Annotated in this window: 12 protein-coding genes and 1 pseudogene; 5 read left to right on the top strand and 8 right to left on the bottom strand. The window is 59.6% G+C overall.

Translation table 11 applies throughout. The features are described 5' to 3' along the window. Window position 1: 1 nt before the first annotated feature. Window positions 2-460 (bottom strand): GNAT family N-acetyltransferase, encoded by a 459-nt coding sequence (locus J9885_RS17340; RefSeq protein ID WP_043759036.1) that lies wholly within the window; start codon window positions 458-460, stop codon window positions 2-4. Window positions 461-797: 337 nt separating this feature from the next. On the opposite strand from J9885_RS17340, the gene J9885_RS17335 reads away from it, so the two are divergent. Both J9885_RS17335 and J9885_RS20205 read left to right on the top strand, forming a co-directional pair. Continuing rightward, window positions 798-1,559: a lytic transglycosylase domain-containing protein gene (locus tag J9885_RS17335; protein WP_167576856.1), complete on the top strand. Its 762-nt coding sequence runs from the start codon at window positions 798-800 to the stop codon at window positions 1,557-1,559. Between the two features lie 17 nt (window positions 1,560-1,576). Next, window positions 1,577-1,685 (top strand): annotated as a pseudogene (locus tag J9885_RS20205) (lytic transglycosylase domain-containing protein); the annotation flags it as partial. Between the two features lie 116 nt (window positions 1,686-1,801). Here J9885_RS20205 and aqpZ read toward each other — a convergent pair. The 3 genes from aqpZ to J9885_RS17315 form a co-directional block, all read right to left on the bottom strand. Next, window positions 1,802-2,488, bottom strand: coding sequence for an aquaporin Z (gene aqpZ, locus J9885_RS17325; protein WP_134696645.1), 687 nt, complete (start codon window positions 2,486-2,488; stop codon window positions 1,802-1,804). Window positions 2,489-2,789: 301 nt separating this feature from the next. Further along, on the bottom strand, window positions 2,790-3,311 hold the full coding sequence (ruvC, locus tag J9885_RS17320; protein ID WP_043758913.1) for a crossover junction endodeoxyribonuclease RuvC: 522 nt from the start codon (window positions 3,309-3,311) through the stop codon (window positions 2,790-2,792). 174 nt (window positions 3,312-3,485) lie between these two features. Further along, window positions 3,486-4,394: a Gfo/Idh/MocA family oxidoreductase gene (locus J9885_RS17315; RefSeq protein WP_210550188.1), complete on the bottom strand. Its 909-nt coding sequence runs from the start codon at window positions 4,392-4,394 to the stop codon at window positions 3,486-3,488. 214 nt (window positions 4,395-4,608) lie between these two features. Between J9885_RS17315 and J9885_RS17310 the strand changes: the two genes are divergently transcribed. Continuing rightward, entirely contained in the window at window positions 4,609-5,112 is a 504-nt protein-coding gene (locus J9885_RS17310; RefSeq protein ID WP_210550187.1) for a DinB family protein, read from the top strand. A 32-nt stretch (window positions 5,113-5,144) separates the two neighbouring features. On the opposite strand, the gene J9885_RS17305 is transcribed toward J9885_RS17310, so the two are convergent. Further along, on the bottom strand, window positions 5,145-5,372 hold the full coding sequence (locus J9885_RS17305) for a hypothetical protein (protein ID WP_043758907.1): 228 nt from the start codon (window positions 5,370-5,372) through the stop codon (window positions 5,145-5,147). A gap of 484 nt (window positions 5,373-5,856) precedes the next feature. Between J9885_RS17305 and J9885_RS17300 the strand changes: the two genes are divergently transcribed. Then, on the top strand, window positions 5,857-7,512 hold the full coding sequence (locus J9885_RS17300; protein WP_210550186.1) for a hypothetical protein: 1,656 nt from the start codon (window positions 5,857-5,859) through the stop codon (window positions 7,510-7,512). Beyond that, entirely contained in the window at window positions 7,512-9,011 is a 1,500-nt protein-coding gene (locus J9885_RS17295; RefSeq protein WP_210550185.1) for a hypothetical protein, read from the top strand. Before J9885_RS17300 ends, J9885_RS17295 begins: the two co-directional genes overlap by 1 nt. Window positions 9,012-9,275: 264 nt before the next feature. Here the strand turns inward: J9885_RS17295 and J9885_RS17290 are convergent, their stop codons facing one another. The 3 genes from J9885_RS17290 to J9885_RS17280 all read right to left on the bottom strand — a co-directional run bounded on the left by J9885_RS17290 (window position 9,276) and on the right by J9885_RS17280 (window position 16,100). Beyond that, window positions 9,276-11,672, bottom strand: coding sequence for a YgiQ family radical SAM protein (locus J9885_RS17290; protein WP_210550184.1), 2,397 nt, complete (start codon window positions 11,670-11,672; stop codon window positions 9,276-9,278). A 196-nt stretch (window positions 11,673-11,868) separates the two neighbouring features. Beyond that, window positions 11,869-15,048, bottom strand: coding sequence for an efflux RND transporter permease subunit (locus tag J9885_RS17285; protein ID WP_210550183.1), 3,180 nt, complete (start codon window positions 15,046-15,048; stop codon window positions 11,869-11,871). Next, a complete protein-coding gene (locus J9885_RS17280) occupies window positions 15,048-16,100 on the bottom strand; it encodes an efflux RND transporter periplasmic adaptor subunit (RefSeq protein ID WP_210550182.1) in 1,053 nt (350 codons plus the stop codon). The genes J9885_RS17285 and J9885_RS17280 overlap by 1 nt, the downstream gene beginning before the upstream one ends. Between the last annotated feature and the right edge of the window lie 64 nt (window positions 16,101-16,164).

The raw sequence follows: 16,164 nt of genomic DNA, 5'->3' as shown, positions 1-16,164 counted from the left end.
GTCAGTTGAAAACGGGGGCTTTGGCCTGACGCACCAGCAGCTCGATCTGGTAACCCTGTTCGTGCTGCTGGTGATAGAGGGAATGAAGCGGCCCGCTGAGCTCGTTCAGAGGGAGGTGGGCAAAACCGGCCTTGAGGTAGAAGGGCTTCTCGAAGGGCAAGGCATGGCAGATCACGGGCTTGTCCGACAGATTGCTGCAGGCATGCTGCAACAGTCTGGAGCCCAGCCCCAGGGACTGGTAGTGGGGCAGCAGTCGAAAACCGCACAGATGGTAGTAGTCCTGTTCGTCCCTAAGGCGCACCGCGCCCACCAGCCAATGGGCATCTCGCACCACGAAGATCCGCTCGGCCAGATCCGGCACATAGTGGGAAAACGTCGTCTCGTAATAGTCCCTGATCAGGGAAAGATCCGCATCACAGTACTCTTCGAATCTGAGCTCCATCGCTCGCCTGTTTGTCATGCCCATGTCGTTATGGCCACCCGGCCTTCTCCTGCCCCGTCACTCGGCCCCACCAAGCGATCAGACCCGAAGAGATCAGACCAGAGTAGAGCAGCAGCAAGATAACACGCCTTTAACTTACAAAAAAGCCAATAGCCAGAGAGAAAGCAGGGTTGACTCCAGGCCCGCCGCACCGGGCATTGTCGCCTTCGCAACCCCTGCTGTGCTCGGCATCCCGGCTCCCTTCCACTGCGCACTTTTCTGATGGCGCCCCGCTGGCGCACTTGTTCTGCCGCGCCCAGAATGCTTTACTCAACGTGGCGAACGAGGCTTAAGGAGCAAGCCGTTGAAAGCATGGATGTTGCTGGGCATGATCCCGCTGTTTTCCCCCCTTGCCTGGGGCCAGTTGCCGCCACCGGCCGAGGTGGTGATCCTGACGTCCACCCCCTCCCCCTTGCCCGACAAACCCGACGTGGCGCCTCCGGCCCCCTCTTCTTTACCCGACGAGCCCGACGCCACGCGCCAGGCATCAGCGCCCGCCCCCGAGCCTGCCACGCGCCAGATCCAGGTCTACAAGTCGGTGCAAAAAAACGGCGTGGTGCGTTACTCCGACATGATGCCGGAGCAGGGCCACTACGAGTTGCTGCTGTTCAACGACTGCTACGCCTGCGACCCCGCCTCCAAGGTCAACTGGCGCACGACCGGGCTCTTCCTCTACGACTACGCCAGCACCATCAAGGCGGCGGCCAAGGCCTATCAGGTCGAGCCCGCCCTCATTCGGGCGCTGATCCACGCCGAGTCCGCCTTCAACCCGCTGGCGGTCTCCCGCAAGGGAGCCATGGGGCTGACCCAGCTGATGCCGGCCACCGCGCGGGAGCTCGGGGTCGGCAATGCCCTGATGGCGGAGCAGAACATCTTCGGCGGGGTGAAATACCTGGCGGGGCTGCTCAAGCAGTACGACGGCAACGTGGCCCTGGCCACCGCCGCCTACAACGCGGGGGCAGGGGCGGTGCAAAAGCACGGCGGCATCCCCCCTTACGCCGAAACCCGGGCCTATGTGGCGCGAGTCAAGCTGCTGCACCAACGCTACAAGGACATGCTGAGCGCCAAGGGCTTGTAAGCATTCGGGCAAGGCAACAGCATGGCGACATCCCTCCCATCCATTGCCGAAACCCGGGCCTATGTAGAACGAGTCAAGCTGCTGCACCAGCGCTACAAGGACATGCTGAGCGCCAAGGGCCTGTGACGATCACGGGTTCCTGTCTCCCCTCTTCCCGCGCCCTGGCGGCGCGTTTTCCCTCCCCCTCAAACGAAAAAACACGCCCGAAGGCGTGTCGATACCACACGTTATTTAGCAACACATCACTCTTTCGTGGCGACCACACGATAGGCCAATGCACCCAGAATGGCACCGACGATGGGGGCAACCCAGAACAGCCAGAGCTGGCCGACGGCCCAGTCACCCACGAACAGCGCCACACCGGTACTGCGCGCCGGGTTGACCGAGGTATTGGTCACCGGAATGCTGATGAGGTGGATCAGGGTCAGGCACAGACCGATGGCGATCGGGGCGAAACCGGCCGGAGCACGGCTGTCGGTGGCCCCCATGATGACGAACAGGAAGAAGCCGGTCATCACCACTTCGCACACCAGGGCCGCCAGCAGGCTGTAACCACCCGGGGAGTGCTCACCATAGCCGTTGGAGGCAAAGCCGGCGCTCACATCGAACCCCGCCTGCCCGCTGGCAATGACATAGAGCACGCCACCCGCCACGATTCCGCCAAGGACCTGGGCGACGATGTAGGGCAGCACGTTGGAAGCCGGGAAGCGGCCACCGGCCCAGAGCCCCACGGTCACGGCCGGGTTCAGGTGGCAACCAGAGATATGACCGATGGCGAAGGCCATGGTCAGCACGGTCAGACCGAACGCCAGGGCCACACCCAGCAGGCCGATACCCACGTCAGGAAACGCGGCGGCCAGCACGGCACTGCCGCACCCACCCAGCACCAGCCAGAAGGTTCCCATAAATTCAGCAGCAAAAGGTTTCACTCTTGTCTCTCCCGATGATGACGAACAAGGAGCCCAAAAGGGCTCGTACGGACACTGTTATTAAACAGGCGCCATATTATGGGAGTGTGGCGGAACAAGACGAAGCCGCCTCATTTCATGAAGAATGTGTGACGCAAGTCACAAGTTATTGATTAGGTAGGAAGATATCCCTCATTGCCGCCCCCTTCTCCATGAGAGTCCCGTCCGGAAGGTGCGACAGAAAGTGACTCAAATAGCGCTTTTGTCGGCAACATGGGCACTTGGCGGGGAAGGACGGCCCCCTGCCGGGGGCCTGCGGGGATCAGCGGTAACGGCCGCGCACCGCGCCGGTGGCGCGCCCCGCCATCCGGATCAGGCTCTGCCGGGTGTGGAAGTGGCAGAGCGCCACCCCGAGGGCATCCGCCGCATCCGCCTGGGGGGTCGCCGAGAGCGTGAGCAGATGGGTCACCATGTGCTGCACCTGCTCCTTGGTCGCCCCGCCGGTCCCCACCACCGCCTGCTTGATCTGGGTGGCAGAGTATTCGCTCACTGGCAGCAGGGCGTTGACCGCCGCGACGATGGCGCTGCCACGGGCCTGGCCGAGTTTCAGGGCCGAGTCCGCGTTGCGGGCCATAAAGACCCGCTCGATGGCGAACTCGTCCGGCTTGAACTGGGTGATGATCTCGCTCACCCCGTCATAGACCTGCTTGAGGCGGGACGGCAGCTCACCCAGGTCGGTGCGGATGCAGCCGGACCCCAGATATTGCGCCTTGCCCGCCACGATGCGGATGACGCCGTAACCGGTGATCCGGGAGCCGGGGTCGATCCCCAGAATAATGCTCATGAGACTCTGCTGTGTTGAAGGCTGTTCATGGCGGCCAAGATAGCAAACTCCCCCCCGCTTGGCTCGCGCGGCAACGCCTAGGGCGCCTGACTGCGCAGGGATGCGCCATCTTGTACAGTGGTCTGCCGGTTATCTCGCCAACTTGCCTGCCAAGATTCCGTGCGCTGGCGAGGCTCACTCCCCCGCCAGGGCCACCAGTCGCTCCGCCAGTCGGTGGCCGTGCAGGTAGCTCTCGATAAGTCGCCCGTCGGCACGCCCCAGCTCCACCTGCCGATACCAGTGATCGAGCATCGCAACGAAGCCCCGTTGGGCCAGCACCGGCTGCCAGTCGTCCGGCGCCAGGGTCTGCACGGCCTTGTCTCGGGCCAGCGTGCCCCGGGTGCAGTTCTCGATATGCAGAGAGAGGTTGTCCCCATAGGCGTCGATGCGCTCCTCCGTGATGCCGGCGCTGCGATTCATGCTGCCGCTCACCGCCACCTGCCCGCTCTGCCAGGCGACGCTCGCGCTCACCAGCATGTCCGGATCCTGCGCACTGCGCCGCAGCAGGGCATGGATGTCGCCGTCCGGCACGCCGCCATAGAAGCAGAGGCTGTCGAGCACGTGGATAAAGTCGTCGAACAGGAAAGCGCGAGGCCGCCCAGGCAGATCGTGCCTGTGCTTCTGCCAGTGGATCTCGGTGAGCGGCTGACTGCGGGCGGCGGCCAGGGCGGGCAAGTAGCGGCGGTTGAAGCCCACAAAGAGCGGGCACGCCTTCGCGAGGGCCAGGTTGGCGAGCGTCTCTACCTCGGCGAACTCAAAGCAGAGCGGCTTGTCCACGAAGGTGGGGATGCCCGCCGCCAGGCATTGCCGCGCCAGCGCGAAGTGCACGGCGGTGGCGGCGTGGATCATCACCGCATCGGGGTGGCTCGCGAGCAGCGCATCGACCTCGGTAAAGTACTCGGGGATCCGGTACTGGCGGGCCAGCTTGCCGAGCACGGAGGGGTTACGGGTGCAGAGCAGCGGGGTGACTCGCTCGTCGCTGGCCAGCAGCGGCAGATAGGCCTTCTGGGCGATATCACCAAGGCCAATCAGGGCAATGCGCATGGGAACTCCTCCTCTGGGTACGATGGCCGCAAGGTAGCATGTCCCCGCCCCTGGGCGAACCGGGCAAGCCCCCGTATGGGAGATGCTTCACAGCCCACTGATTAACAAGGAAAAATAGACGAAGGTCAGCTTCCAACCTCAGGCGACGAGGTTCCCAAGCCCTGGGCGGCTGGCTAAGATGCCAGCCTTGCGCGCCCACCCATCAAGGAAGATCATGAGCCACTCGACCCTGCCATCCCTCTTTCGCTACAAGGCCTGGGCCGACGACGAGCTGCTGGATGCCCTCGCCACTCTGGACCCACAGCAATATGCCGAGGCGCGCCACACTGCCCTTCGCATCTTCAACCATCTCCATGTGGTCGACGCCATCTTCAAGGGCAACCTGCTGGGAGAGCCCCACGGCTTCAGTGCCACCAATCCCCCGGAGACGCCGACCCTCAATATGCTGCGCACCGCCATCCACGCGCTGGATGCCTGGTATCTGGATTACGTGGCAAGCCTTGGTCAGGCAGAGAGCGAGGCCGTGATCTCGTTTCACTTTGTGGACGGGGACAGGGGGCAGATGAGCCGCGAGGAGATGCTGCTGCATCTGGTGACCCACGGCGGTTATCACAGGGGGGGCATCGGGCGGATTCTGGTGCAGTGCGGCATCACGCCGCCCCGCGACACCCTGACCACCTTCCTGCATCGCAGCGAACCCAGGCGGCGGGGCGGCTGATCCCGCCATGCGCGGGCGGCGGATGTCGCCCTTTACTCCGGGGAGTTGGCCTGCGCTCTGGCATCGACCCACTTGCCAATTCGGGCCCCCAGCTCGGAGCCGACCACGGCGCTCACCATGGCCAGGATCATCGGCGCCAGCTCAAACCCCGCCTGGGGCCCGAACAGCACAGGCACCAGCATATTGAAGCCGATGATCCCGAACACCAGCCCAAGCCCGCTGCCTATCTTCTCGTTTCTGGATTTGCTTTTGACTGCCATCTCATTGCTCCTGTGCCGGTCTCTTTATCGGTGCTCGTGCGGGGTGCGCCATGGCCCCCCACGCCAAATTAATCGGCCGCCAAGATACCAAAACCGCCCCCGCCTGGCTGCCTTTATCGGCAGCCTGCTGGCACTTTGATGACAGGGTTCAAAAAACCGCAACGTTCTGCTGGTGATATCGCTGCCGATGCTCGCACAGGCAGCTTCGTTTGGCTTACAGTGGCTATCTGGAACCTGTTGAGCTGCGATGGGTTGCTGCCCCCGCTGGTCAATGGAGCATGTTGGAAGCTGTCATCCACGGGCGGTAGCGTGGGTTTCATGCGGTTTACACCTTGCACAGAAAGGTGGGTGTCCCAGAAATTCCCTTGGTTCTCCAGAGTTTCTTCTTTTATTTTGCTATATCACAGTGAAATTTAGGTGATATTTAATAATTTTTAATCGTGATAACACCAAAAAACGTTCAGCTAAAACTTAGGTATTTGCAATGCATAACATAAATATCTTTATTAAAGAAAACGTCATTCAAATTTCGCATAACGGTCTCCTCATAGCACCAGATATTCCTGAGAAAAAACTCAACAATGCTGCTAAATCGATGAACCTAGAAGATACTATCGGTTCAGTTATCGCACTGCTCGATAGCACCTTATTCGGTAGTGGTAAAGATGGCCTAGCATTTACTGGTGAGAAAATGGTCTACAAACCTGCTTTTGAATCACCTGAAGTCGTGAACTTTAGTGATTTGGAGACAGCTGAATATGTCCGTAACGTAACGAATAATGATAAAGGTAAAGAGAAAATAACTGAGTACACCATAATCACCCGAAAAGATGGCTCATCCTTTAAAGTTGAACACATCAGTGAATGCAATCTTGAAAAATTGGCTGAGTTCTTAAACACCATCAGCAGTCAATTTGACACCTTCGAAGAAGAAGATCAGTTAGTCTCACTATCTGAAATGTCGGAAGAGCTCAAAGTCGCCTACTTAAAAGTTATCGTGAACATGGCGTACTCCGACGACGGTGAGGTCGATAAAGATGAATTTTCTCAAATTCTTCTTCTCATGACTCGCTTAGAACTCAGTTCAGAATCACGTTTTGTGCTAAGAGAATATATCACCACAGCTGGCGTACTAGAGAGCTTGGAATCCTTGATACAAAAAATCGATGATACCTGCCCCCCTAGCCACAATAAATCTGTTAAAATTTCGCTCGTGAAAGATTTGTTTAGCGTGTTCATGAGCGTGAACGATGGACAGCATGACAATTTCTCCTTCTTTAAAGATAATAACTACCTGTTCAATGTAAGTGATGATGAAGTTGAACTAATTATCGCAGCTCTCAAACTCGACTTTAAAATGCTCAGTGATGACTTCAGCGACGATGCGCTAACTCACGGCATGAAAGAGCTTGGTGCAAAAGCTGCCGCAGTGGGAGTACCTCTAGCTGCGGTTTATCTTTCTGGCTCAGTAGTGGGTATGTCAGCTGCTGGTTTAACATCAGGCCTTGCAACGCTTGGTTTGGGTGGCGTGCTAGGGTTCTCTAGTATGGCGACTGGTATTGGTGTTGCAGTCCTACTGGGTTTAGGCGCTTACAAAGGCATTAAGCATTTAACGGGGGCAAATGAGCTTGATAAAACCAAGCGCAGAGAGCTGATGCTCAACGAGGTTATTAAACAAACTCAAGCAACTGTGTCTCACTTAATGGAAGATATCAACTTCATTACCATCAAGCTGAACGAGACTATTCTTTCTCACGGTGTTCAAGACGAAAAAGTAAAACTGCTTTTACAAAAAGTGAAGCTGCTAACCTCAGCAGGGAATGTGCTTACACAAAAAGGTGATGCGACTCAAAGCAAATGCTTCAAACTGAAGTGTCCGAAAGAACTTAATCACGAAAAACTTCAATCGCTTACTCGCGAGGCAACTAAGCAACAAATTTACACTGTTATTATGTCTTTCTACGAAGTGAAAACCGTCGAACGTGAACAAGAAGGTGTGGCTGTAACCGCTCAGGTATTGGCTCTAAAACAAAACATCTCTACTTTAGATATGGAAAAACTTGCTAAGATATTTGAGGCAATTGGCTACTTCAACGCAGCTGATGTCATCAAAGGTAAATTGTTAGGGATGTTTTCATAGTGACTGAACGAGATGAACAAATTTCGGCCATGCTGGTGCAAAAGCACCAGCTGGACCAATCGGAAAACAAAATAAGCGAGTTAGGCACAGTTCTTAATGCATTACAGAAAAGCCAACAATTCAATAATGATGCCCTTGATCAGGCGCTAGCAGATTTGGACATTATGCTGGACAATCAAGGCCTCAATTCTCAACTGGCTGAAAATATCGACATTTCACAAGAGTTACTCGTTCTAGACAACTCAATCACACACTCGAAAGTTGATATGACCATTACGCAAGTAACCCTGCTCGATAACCTCGATTTCAATAGAAATATGAGCTGGGCACAATACCAGAGTTCGGTTGAACAGTATTCTTTGCGCAACCACGTTGATTTAACTGCCGATCCATTTACTACGTTGATGTCACCAATTCAACGGATAGAACTCGAAAGACGTATCAAAGATGAGTTCACCATCCAGAATGCTCAATGTGATAAGTACGACTATCTCATTGCTGGCACATGTGGTGTCATCGGTGGACTTATCGATGTTTTCTTCGTCGGGATGCCTGGAGTAGGAAAGCTAACCAAAGTTGCAGATAGCGCTGTTGACTCCGCTGTCGAGAAATTTGCTTCGGCCTGTGGTTGGCAAGGTGTAAAAGAAGGAGGGGATTCAACTCAGAGCGCAATTGGTTACCTAGAACGTAACTTTAAAGTTAACTATGACCAAGCGACCACATTTGGCAATAATGGGACAGATGGTGCAGTCAAAAACCTTTCACCTAAGAATCACCACTTAAAGAGTTTGGGGCACTCTCCCGATCTTATTGGTCTATTTTTCTCTATCTTAAATCAGTTTACCGATACCTCTACTTTTATCTCTAACGGTCAGATTATCACTATTGATACTGAAACCCATGAGCTAAAAGGCGGCAACTTTATAGCCAAGGTTTTCTCTGGTTTTGCCAACTGGCTAGGACATCTATTCTCAGACATGGCCGGTTCTTCTGGTGCATCGGAGCGTGGCGCGGGTATTCCAATTCCTTTCTATAACTTACTGCTACTATTAGATGTTGGTGAATTTGGTCAACACAGACAATCTTTTGCCACTGTAGCAACAAAAGTTTTCGAAAAAGGTTACGATTTAAGACATGGTGTGGCCATGGCAATTCCAGTTCTGATTACAGAGCTTTTAACCCGACTAATGTGGGCGAGTAAGCAACGATTTTATCACAAGAAGTTATGGAAAGAGTGCATCCCTTTAGATGCTAATCCAGAGTTAAGACGGATGCTATTGGTCGCTCACGGCACACTCTGTTTGATTGACGCGGGTGATGCTGCACTTAAGTCTGGTGGCGAAATGGTGCAATTTTTATTGAGAACTAACATAATCGGCTGGGCACGATTTGGTACTTTAGCACTCAAAGAAGTATATGCTTGGTACAGCGCTGGTCATATTGATGCTGATGCTGTTGATGAATACTTAGATGCTGAAATGAAAAAATTATTAACTTAATAGAAAATCAAAGCACACTTATAAATTATTTCAGCTAACTTTAACGGTCGGCTTGGCGGTCAAAAATATAAGTAATTCTCTCCAAAGACGTTTATCTTTCCAATTTGTTGATGTGGACGCCACCAGTTGTAGTAATCTGTACAGTTATAGTTATCATCTGACATCAGCTTAAAGCCTATCTCCTATTACGAGAATGAATTGTGCGTAATAAAAAGGCGCCCTTCCGGTCGCCTTTTTATTTCTATCGATTCCTAATAAGAAAACTCACCGCGCCGGTCGCTTGGCGCCATTCCCTTTGGCCGCAGGCTTGCCGCCCTGAGTGGCGGGTTTGGCGCCCGGCTTGGCAGAGCCAGCGCGGGTCGGGGCCTTGCCCTTGTGGGCGGGTTTCCCCTGCCCTGCCGGTTTGCCTTGGCCAGCACTCTGACTAGAACCCTGCGCGGCAGACTTGCCTTTACCAGAGCCTTTCTGGAGCTGGGCGCCTACCGGTTTGCCATTGCCCGCCTTGCCGCCATTTCGGCTGGCCGCCGGGGCATTAGCTGCACCCGCCCCGTTACTGCGCTGATGGGTGATGGCACTGTGGCGGGTCAGGGCAGGTTTCAGGCCCTTGTTGCGACTGCGCTCGGCCTTGGCTTCGCCACGGCCTTCCGGCGGCACCAGGCAGTCGGGGCCGTTGCCGATCAGGTGGCCCTTGCCCATCTCCAGCAAGGCTTCGCGGATCATCGGCCAGCCGGCCGGATCGTGATAGCGCAGCAGCGCCTTGTGCAGGCGACGGCGACGCTCCCCCTTTACCACGAACACGTCCCCGCCCTGGCGGCTCACCTTGTTGAGGGGGTTTTTCTCCGTGTAATACATGGTGGTGGCGTTGGCGAGCGGCGACGGGTAGAAGTTCTGCACCTGATCGAGCTTGAAGCGGTTGGATTTGATCCAGAGCGCCATGTTCACCATGTCCTCATCCGTGGTGCCCGGGTGGGCGGAGATGAAGTAGGGGATCAGGTACTGCTGCTTGCCCGCCTCCTTGGAGTACTTGTCGAACAGCTCCTTGAAGCTGTAGTAGCTGCCCATGCCCGGCTTCATCATCTTGGAGAGCGGGCCCTCCTCGGTGTGCTCCGGCGCTATCTTGAGGTAGCCGCCGACGTGGTACTTGGCCAGCTCCTTGATATAGCGCGGATCTTCCACCGCGATGTCGTAGCGCACCCCGGAGGCGATCAGTATCTTCTTGATGCCCTTGAGGTCGCGCGCCTTGCGATAGAGGTTGATGGTCGGGCTGTGGTCGGTGTCCATGTGCGGGCAGATGGTCGGCCAGACGCAGGAGGCGCGGCGACAGGTCTGCTCGGCCTTGGGGCTCTTGCAACGCAGCTTGTACATGTTGGCGGTGGGGCCGCCGAGATCCGAGATGACGCCGGTAAAGCCCGGCACCTTGTCGCGGATCTCTTCGATTTCTTTCAGAATTGACTCTTCCGAGCGGCTCTGGATGATGCGCCCCTCGTGCTCGGTGATGGAGCAGAAGGAGCAGCCGCCGAAGCAACCGCGCATGATGTTGACCGAGGTCTTGATCATGTCGTAGGCCGGGATCTTCTCCTTGCCATAGGCCGGGTGTGGCACCCGCTGGTACGGCAGGCCGAACACCCCGTCCATCTCGTCGGTTTCGAGGGGGAAGGCGGGCGGGTTGACCCAGATGATGCGATCGCCGTGGGCCTGGGAGAGCGCGCGGGCACAGCCGGGGTTGGTCTCGTGGTGCAGGATGCGGGACGCGTGGGCGTAGAGCACCTTGTCTTCCTTCACCCGCTCGAACGCCGGCAGCTTGACGTAGGTCTTCTCCCAAGGCTTTTGCTTGGGGGGCTGCACCAGGATGGGCTTGGCCTCCTGCTCCACCGGCGCGGTGCCTTCGTCATCCGCGCAGGGGGCCCCTTCCATATAGGGGTTGGGAATGGGATCGATGCGGCCAATCTGGTCGAGCTTGCTCGAATCCACCCCGCGCCAGCCCGGCAGCGGCTCCTTGCGGATCACTGCGGTGCCGCGAATGTCCTGCATGGTGTCGATGGTCTCGCCGCCTGCGATGCGGTGGGCCACCTCCACCAGGGGGCGCTCGGCGTTGCCGTAGATGAGGATGTCGGCCTTGGCGTCGATCAGGATGGAGCGGCGGATGGTCTCGGACCAGTAGTCGTAGTGGGCGATGCGGCGAAGGGACGCCTCGATGCCGCCGATGACCACAGGGACCTCTTTATAGGCCTCCTTGCAGCGCTGGGTGTAGACCAGGGTGGCGCGGTCCGGCCGCTTGCCGCCCACATCCCCGGGGGTGTAGGCGTCGTCGTGGCGCAGCTTCTTGTCGGCGGTGTAGCGGTTGATCATGGAGTCCATGTTGCCCGCGGTGACGCCATAGAAGAGGTTGGGCTTGCCCAGGCGCATGAAGTCATCCTTCGACGACCAGTCCGGCTGGGCGATGATGCCGACCCTAAACCCCTGGGATTCGAGCATGCGGCCGATCACCGCCATGCCGAAGCTCGGGTGATCCACGTAGGCGTCGCCTGTCACCAGCACGATGTCGCAGCTGTCCCAGCCGAGCTTGTCCATCTCCGCGCGGGACATGGGCAGGAAGGGCGCCGTGCCGTAGCACTCGGCCCAGTAACGGGGATAGGAGAAGAGGTTGGTAACCGGCTGCATTTTGACCACCTGGAACAATTCGGGTCGCGCATTATACCGGCAGAGCCAGGCGGGGGCGACGGCTTTTTGCCCCCACAGAACGCGAGGGGAAAGGGCCCCTTTGCACGGACGTGGCAGGCCGGCGTGACAAACTCGGATCTCATCAACAAGCAGGGCGCCCATTGGCGCCCTGTTTATGGCATCGTGGGTCGGCCAGCTAGGCCGCCGGCTGGTCCCGCCCTTTCTGGGGCGTTCCCTCGTCCGGGAGGGGCTGGCTCTCTGGCGTCGCCGCCAGCGCATCGCCCGCAAGCACTTTGCCCGCCAGCACCTCGTCCACCAGCCTGTCCCTCGCCCCCGTCATGCCCGCGCGTCTGGCGATCAGCTGATAGATGGCGGGCACCACCAGCAGGGTGACCAGGGTCGCCAGCGACAGCCCGAAGAAGACCACGGTGCCCACGGCCATCCGGCTCTCGTAGCCCGCCCCCATGGAGATCATCAGGGGCACGGCGCCGATGATGGCGGTGAGCGAGGTCATCAAGATGGGGCGCAGGCGGCGCACCGAGCCTGCGATGATCGCCTCCTCGAACCCCTCGCCGCGCTGGCGCAGCTGGTTGATGAACTCGACGATGAGGATGCCGTTCTTGGTCACCATGCCGATCAGCATGATCATGCCGATCTGGCTGTAGATGCTGAGCTCCTGCCCCGTGAGCCAGAGGCCGAGCAGGCCGCCGAAGATGCCGAGCGGCACCGTCATCATCACCACCGCCGGGGTCAGCAGGCTCTCGAACTGGGCCACCAGCACCAGGTAGACCACCAGCAGGGCGAGGCCGAACACCAGCACCATCTCCCCCTGGTTGTCGCGATAGTCCTTGGACTCGCCGGCGTAATCCACCGACATGCCGGTGGGCAGGTGATCCGCGGCCCAGCCGTCCAGGAAGTCCAGCGCCTCCCCCAGGGTGTGGCCGGGGGCCACGTCCGCGGTGAGGGCGACCGCCTTCTGGCGCTGGTAGTGGTTGAGGCGCTGGGGGCTCGCCACCTGGGTGACGGTGGCCAGGGTCGAGAGGCTCACCATCTCGCCGCTCGCGGCCTTGAGATAGATGCGGCTGACGTCCGAGATGCCGTTGAACTGGGTCTGGTTGGCGCGCAGGTAGACGTCATACTCCTCGCCCCTGTCCACATAGGTGGTCTGGCTGACGCCGCCGAGCAGGGCCTGCAACGAGCTCGCCACCGTCGACACCGGGATGCCGAGCTGGCTCGCCCGCTCCCGCTCTATGGTCACCTGCAGCTCCGGGGTCTTCTCGGCGTAGTCGAGATCCGGGCTCAGCATCAGGCCGCTCTGGGTGGCGGCCTCCTTGAGCGCCAGCCCCTGCTGGTAGAGCTCGCCATAGTCGGAGCCCTGCAGCACGAACTGGACGGCGGCGGTGGAGCCGCCCCGAAAGCCCGGCTGGAAGGTGCGGATCATCACGTCCGGGATGCCGGCGAGCAGGCCGCTGAGGCTGCGGCCAAACTCGGTGGCGGTCACATCCCGCTCGGCCCAGTCGGTGAGCTGGATGATGGCCATGCCGGTCTGATCGCCGCCGCGCCCGAAGGCCGGGGTGCTGAAGCTCATGGCCTGCACCACCCCCTGGCCGAGCAGCGGCAGGATAGCGGCCTCCACCTGCTGCATGTTGCGCTTCATGCGCTCGATGCTGGTGCCCTCGGCCCCTTTCACGAAGACGTAGAGCACGCCCCTGTCCTCGGTCGGGGTGAGGCTCGCGGGCAGCTTGCCAAAGAGGGCGCCGATGCCGCCGAGACAGAGCAGCAGCACCAGGGGCATCCAGATGGCACGGCGCAGCACCCAGCCCAGCAGGCGGCGGTAGCGTTCCTCCACCCAGCCAAGGCCCAGGTCCAGGGTGGCGGTCAGGGCGTTGGGTTTATGGACGGCGCGCATCAGCCAGGAGCCCATGGCCGGGGTCAGGGTCAGGGCCACCAGAGAGGAGAAGAGCACGGCGAGCGACAACAGAATGGCAAACTCGGTGAAGAGCCGGCCCACCATGCCGTCCATGAAGGCGATGGGCACGAACACCATCACCAGCACGGCGGTGGTGGCGATGACCGCGAAGCCCACCTCCCGGGTGCCGTGCCAGGCCGCCATCAGGGGGGATTCCCCCCGCTGCAGGTGGTGGTGGATGTTCTCCACCACCACGATGGCGTCATCCACCACCAGGCCGATGGCGAGGATCAGCGCCAGCAAGGTGATGAGGTTGATGGAAAAGCCCAGATACCAGGCACCGATAAAGGCCGAGATGAGGGAGACGGGTACCGTGATGGCGGGGATCAGCGTAGTGCGCCCCTGCCCGAGGAAGAGGTAGAGCACGGCGACCACCAGCACGGCGCAGATGGCGAGCGTCTCGTACACCTCGTCGATGGCCTGCTTGATGAAGATGGTGGAGTCGTAGTCCACCTCCAGGCTGGCCCCCTCCGGCAGGAAGCGCTGCATCTCCACGAGCTTCTTCTCGATGCCCTGGGCCACGGCCAGGGGGTTCGCGGTGGACTGGGCCACTATGCCAATCCCCAGGCTCTCGCGGCCGTTGCGCTGGTAGGCGCTGTCTTCGTTCTTGGCCCCCACCTCCACATCGGCGATGTCGGCCAGGTAGATGCTCTCGCCGTTCGCGGCGGTCGTCACCGGCAGGGAGCGGAAATCCTCGGCGCTGTGATAGAGACGCGCGATCTGTACCGCCATGGTCATGCTGTTGTTGCGGATCTCCCCCCCCGGCAGCTCGATGTTCTCCCGCTTGAGGGCATCCTGCACGTCTGCCACCGTGATGCCGCGGGCGGCCATGTCGGCGGGGCGCAGCCGCACATACATCACCTGGGTCAGATCGCCGGAGAGGGAGACCTCGCTCACCCCGTCCACCAGGCTCAGGGGATCCACCAGCATGCGGTTCGCGTAGTCGGTCAGGGCGGTGCGGTCCATCTGGGTGCTGCTGAAGTTCAGCCAGATCGCCACGTCACCGTTGCCGTTGTCCTTGGTCACCATGGGCTCGTCGGCGTCGTCAGGGAGCCTCGGCCTCGCGCGGGAGATGGCGTCGCGCACGTCGGAGGTCCCCTCCAGCATGTTCCAGCCGAGCTTGAACTCCACCGTGATGGAGGAGCGCCCCTTGCGGGTCACCGAGTTGATGTTCTTGATGCCGCTGATGCCGGAGAGCTGGTCCTCGATGGGCTTGGTGACCTGGCTCTCCATCACCTCGGGGGCGGCCCCCTCATAGGTGGTGGTGATGGAGACGGACGGGGTCTGCACGTCCGGCATCTCCCTGACCGTCAGCTTGCTGAAGGCCACCAGGCCGAACACGGTGAGCAGGGCGCTGATGACCACCGCCACCAGGGGGCGGCGCACAGAGATATCGGAGAGCCACATCAGCCTTTTACCTCGCTCAGGTCGTGCACCAGGGCACCGTCGCGCAGGTTCACCAGCCCCTCGACCGCGATGCGATCGCCGACGTTCAACCCCTTCAGCACCCACACTTCTTCACCGTGGGTGTCACCGAGTTCCACCGGGATGCGCTTCACCCGGCCGTCCGCCTCCAGGCGATAGACGAAGCGCTGCTCGCCGGCGTATTCCACCGACTGGGCGGGGATCAGGGTCATCTTCTGGGCCGGCAGGGAGAGCTCCACGTTCATCAGCATGCCGGGGCGCAGCTGGCCGCCGGGATTGGGCAGGATCACCCGCGCCTTGATGTTCTGGGTGTCGCTTGAAACGCGACTATCGAGGGTCTCCAGCACGCCGGAGAAGGATTGATCCGGCCAGGCGGAGCTGGTCGCCGTCACCGTCATGCCGGGGCGCAGCAGGGAGAGGTAGCGCTCGGGCACCGCCAGATCGAGGCGCAGCCTGGCGAGCTCGTCCAGGTGCAGCAGCACGTCGCCGCTGTTGACCAGGGCCCCTTCGCTCAAGTCGATGAGGCTGACGGTGCCGTCAAAGGGGGCAGCCAGGGTGCGCAGGGAGAGCTCGTAGCGGGCCGCGTCCACCCGGGCCTGGGCCTGGGCTACCGTGGCCTCCTGCCCTTCCAGTTCGGAGGTGGTGACGGCGCCGCGGGCCACCAGCTTGCGCATGTCCCGCAGCTTGCGCGCCTCGTCACGCACGCTGGCGCTCTGCTCGGCCAGCTCCGCCTGCTGCTTGCCCGCGTCCAGGGCGATCAGGGTCTCCCCCTGCCTGACCTGCTGGCCGGAGCGCACCGCTATGGTGACGATGCGGCCGGTCACCTCCGGGCTCACCACCACGGAACGATTGGCCGCCAGCTTGCTCACCAGCTTGATGGAGGGCTCGGCCAGGCTCTGCCTGACCGTCTCGGCCCGAATGTTGATCTGCTTTGGCGCAGGCTTGCTGGCGGGAGCATCCTGGCGCAGGTGCCAGGCACCCGCCGCCAGCAACAGAAGAAGAGGGAAGAGCCACAGCCACACACGCGTTTTCATCAAGGGATCCATGCCGTCAAAATGAGAAGAAGAGAAGGAACTTCATCAAGGATGGCACCATGTT

The organism is Aeromonas sp. SrichE-2G (genome assembly GCF_017939565.1).
GTDB classification, from domain to species: domain Bacteria; phylum Pseudomonadota; class Gammaproteobacteria; order Enterobacterales; family Aeromonadaceae; genus Aeromonas; species Aeromonas taiwanensis.
Note: the sequence above shows the minus strand (reverse complement) of the source record. Positions and strands in the feature narration are given on the sequence as shown.

Bases quoted from the DNA above. Each gene is read 5' to 3' on its own strand.
- ruvC (WP_043758913.1), bottom strand. From the start codon at position 3,311: ATGAGCATTATTCTGGGGATCGACCCCGGCTCCCGGATCACCGGTTAC.
- J9885_RS17280 (WP_210550182.1), bottom strand. From the start codon at position 16,100: ATGAAAACGCGTGTGTGGCTGTGGCTCTTCCCTCTTCTTCTGTTGCTG.
- J9885_RS17290 (WP_210550184.1), bottom strand. From the start codon at position 11,672: ATGCAGCCGGTTACCAACCTCTTCTCCTATCCCCGTTACTGGGCCGAG.
- J9885_RS17285 (WP_210550183.1), bottom strand. From the start codon at position 15,048: ATGTGGCTCTCCGATATCTCTGTGCGCCGCCCCCTGGTGGCGGTGGTC.
- J9885_RS17305 (WP_043758907.1), bottom strand. From the start codon at position 5,372: ATGGCAGTCAAAAGCAAATCCAGAAACGAGAAGATAGGCAGCGGGCTT.
- J9885_RS17340 (WP_043759036.1), bottom strand. From the start codon at position 460: ATGACAAACAGGCGAGCGATGGAGCTCAGATTCGAAGAGTACTGTGAT.
- J9885_RS17300 (WP_210550186.1), top strand. From the start codon at position 5,857: ATGCATAACATAAATATCTTTATTAAAGAAAACGTCATTCAAATTTCG.
- J9885_RS17310 (WP_210550187.1), top strand. From the start codon at position 4,609: ATGAGCCACTCGACCCTGCCATCCCTCTTTCGCTACAAGGCCTGGGCC.
- J9885_RS17335 (WP_167576856.1), top strand. From the start codon at position 798: ATGTTGCTGGGCATGATCCCGCTGTTTTCCCCCCTTGCCTGGGGCCAG.
- J9885_RS17315 (WP_210550188.1), bottom strand. From the start codon at position 4,394: ATGCGCATTGCCCTGATTGGCCTTGGTGATATCGCCCAGAAGGCCTAT.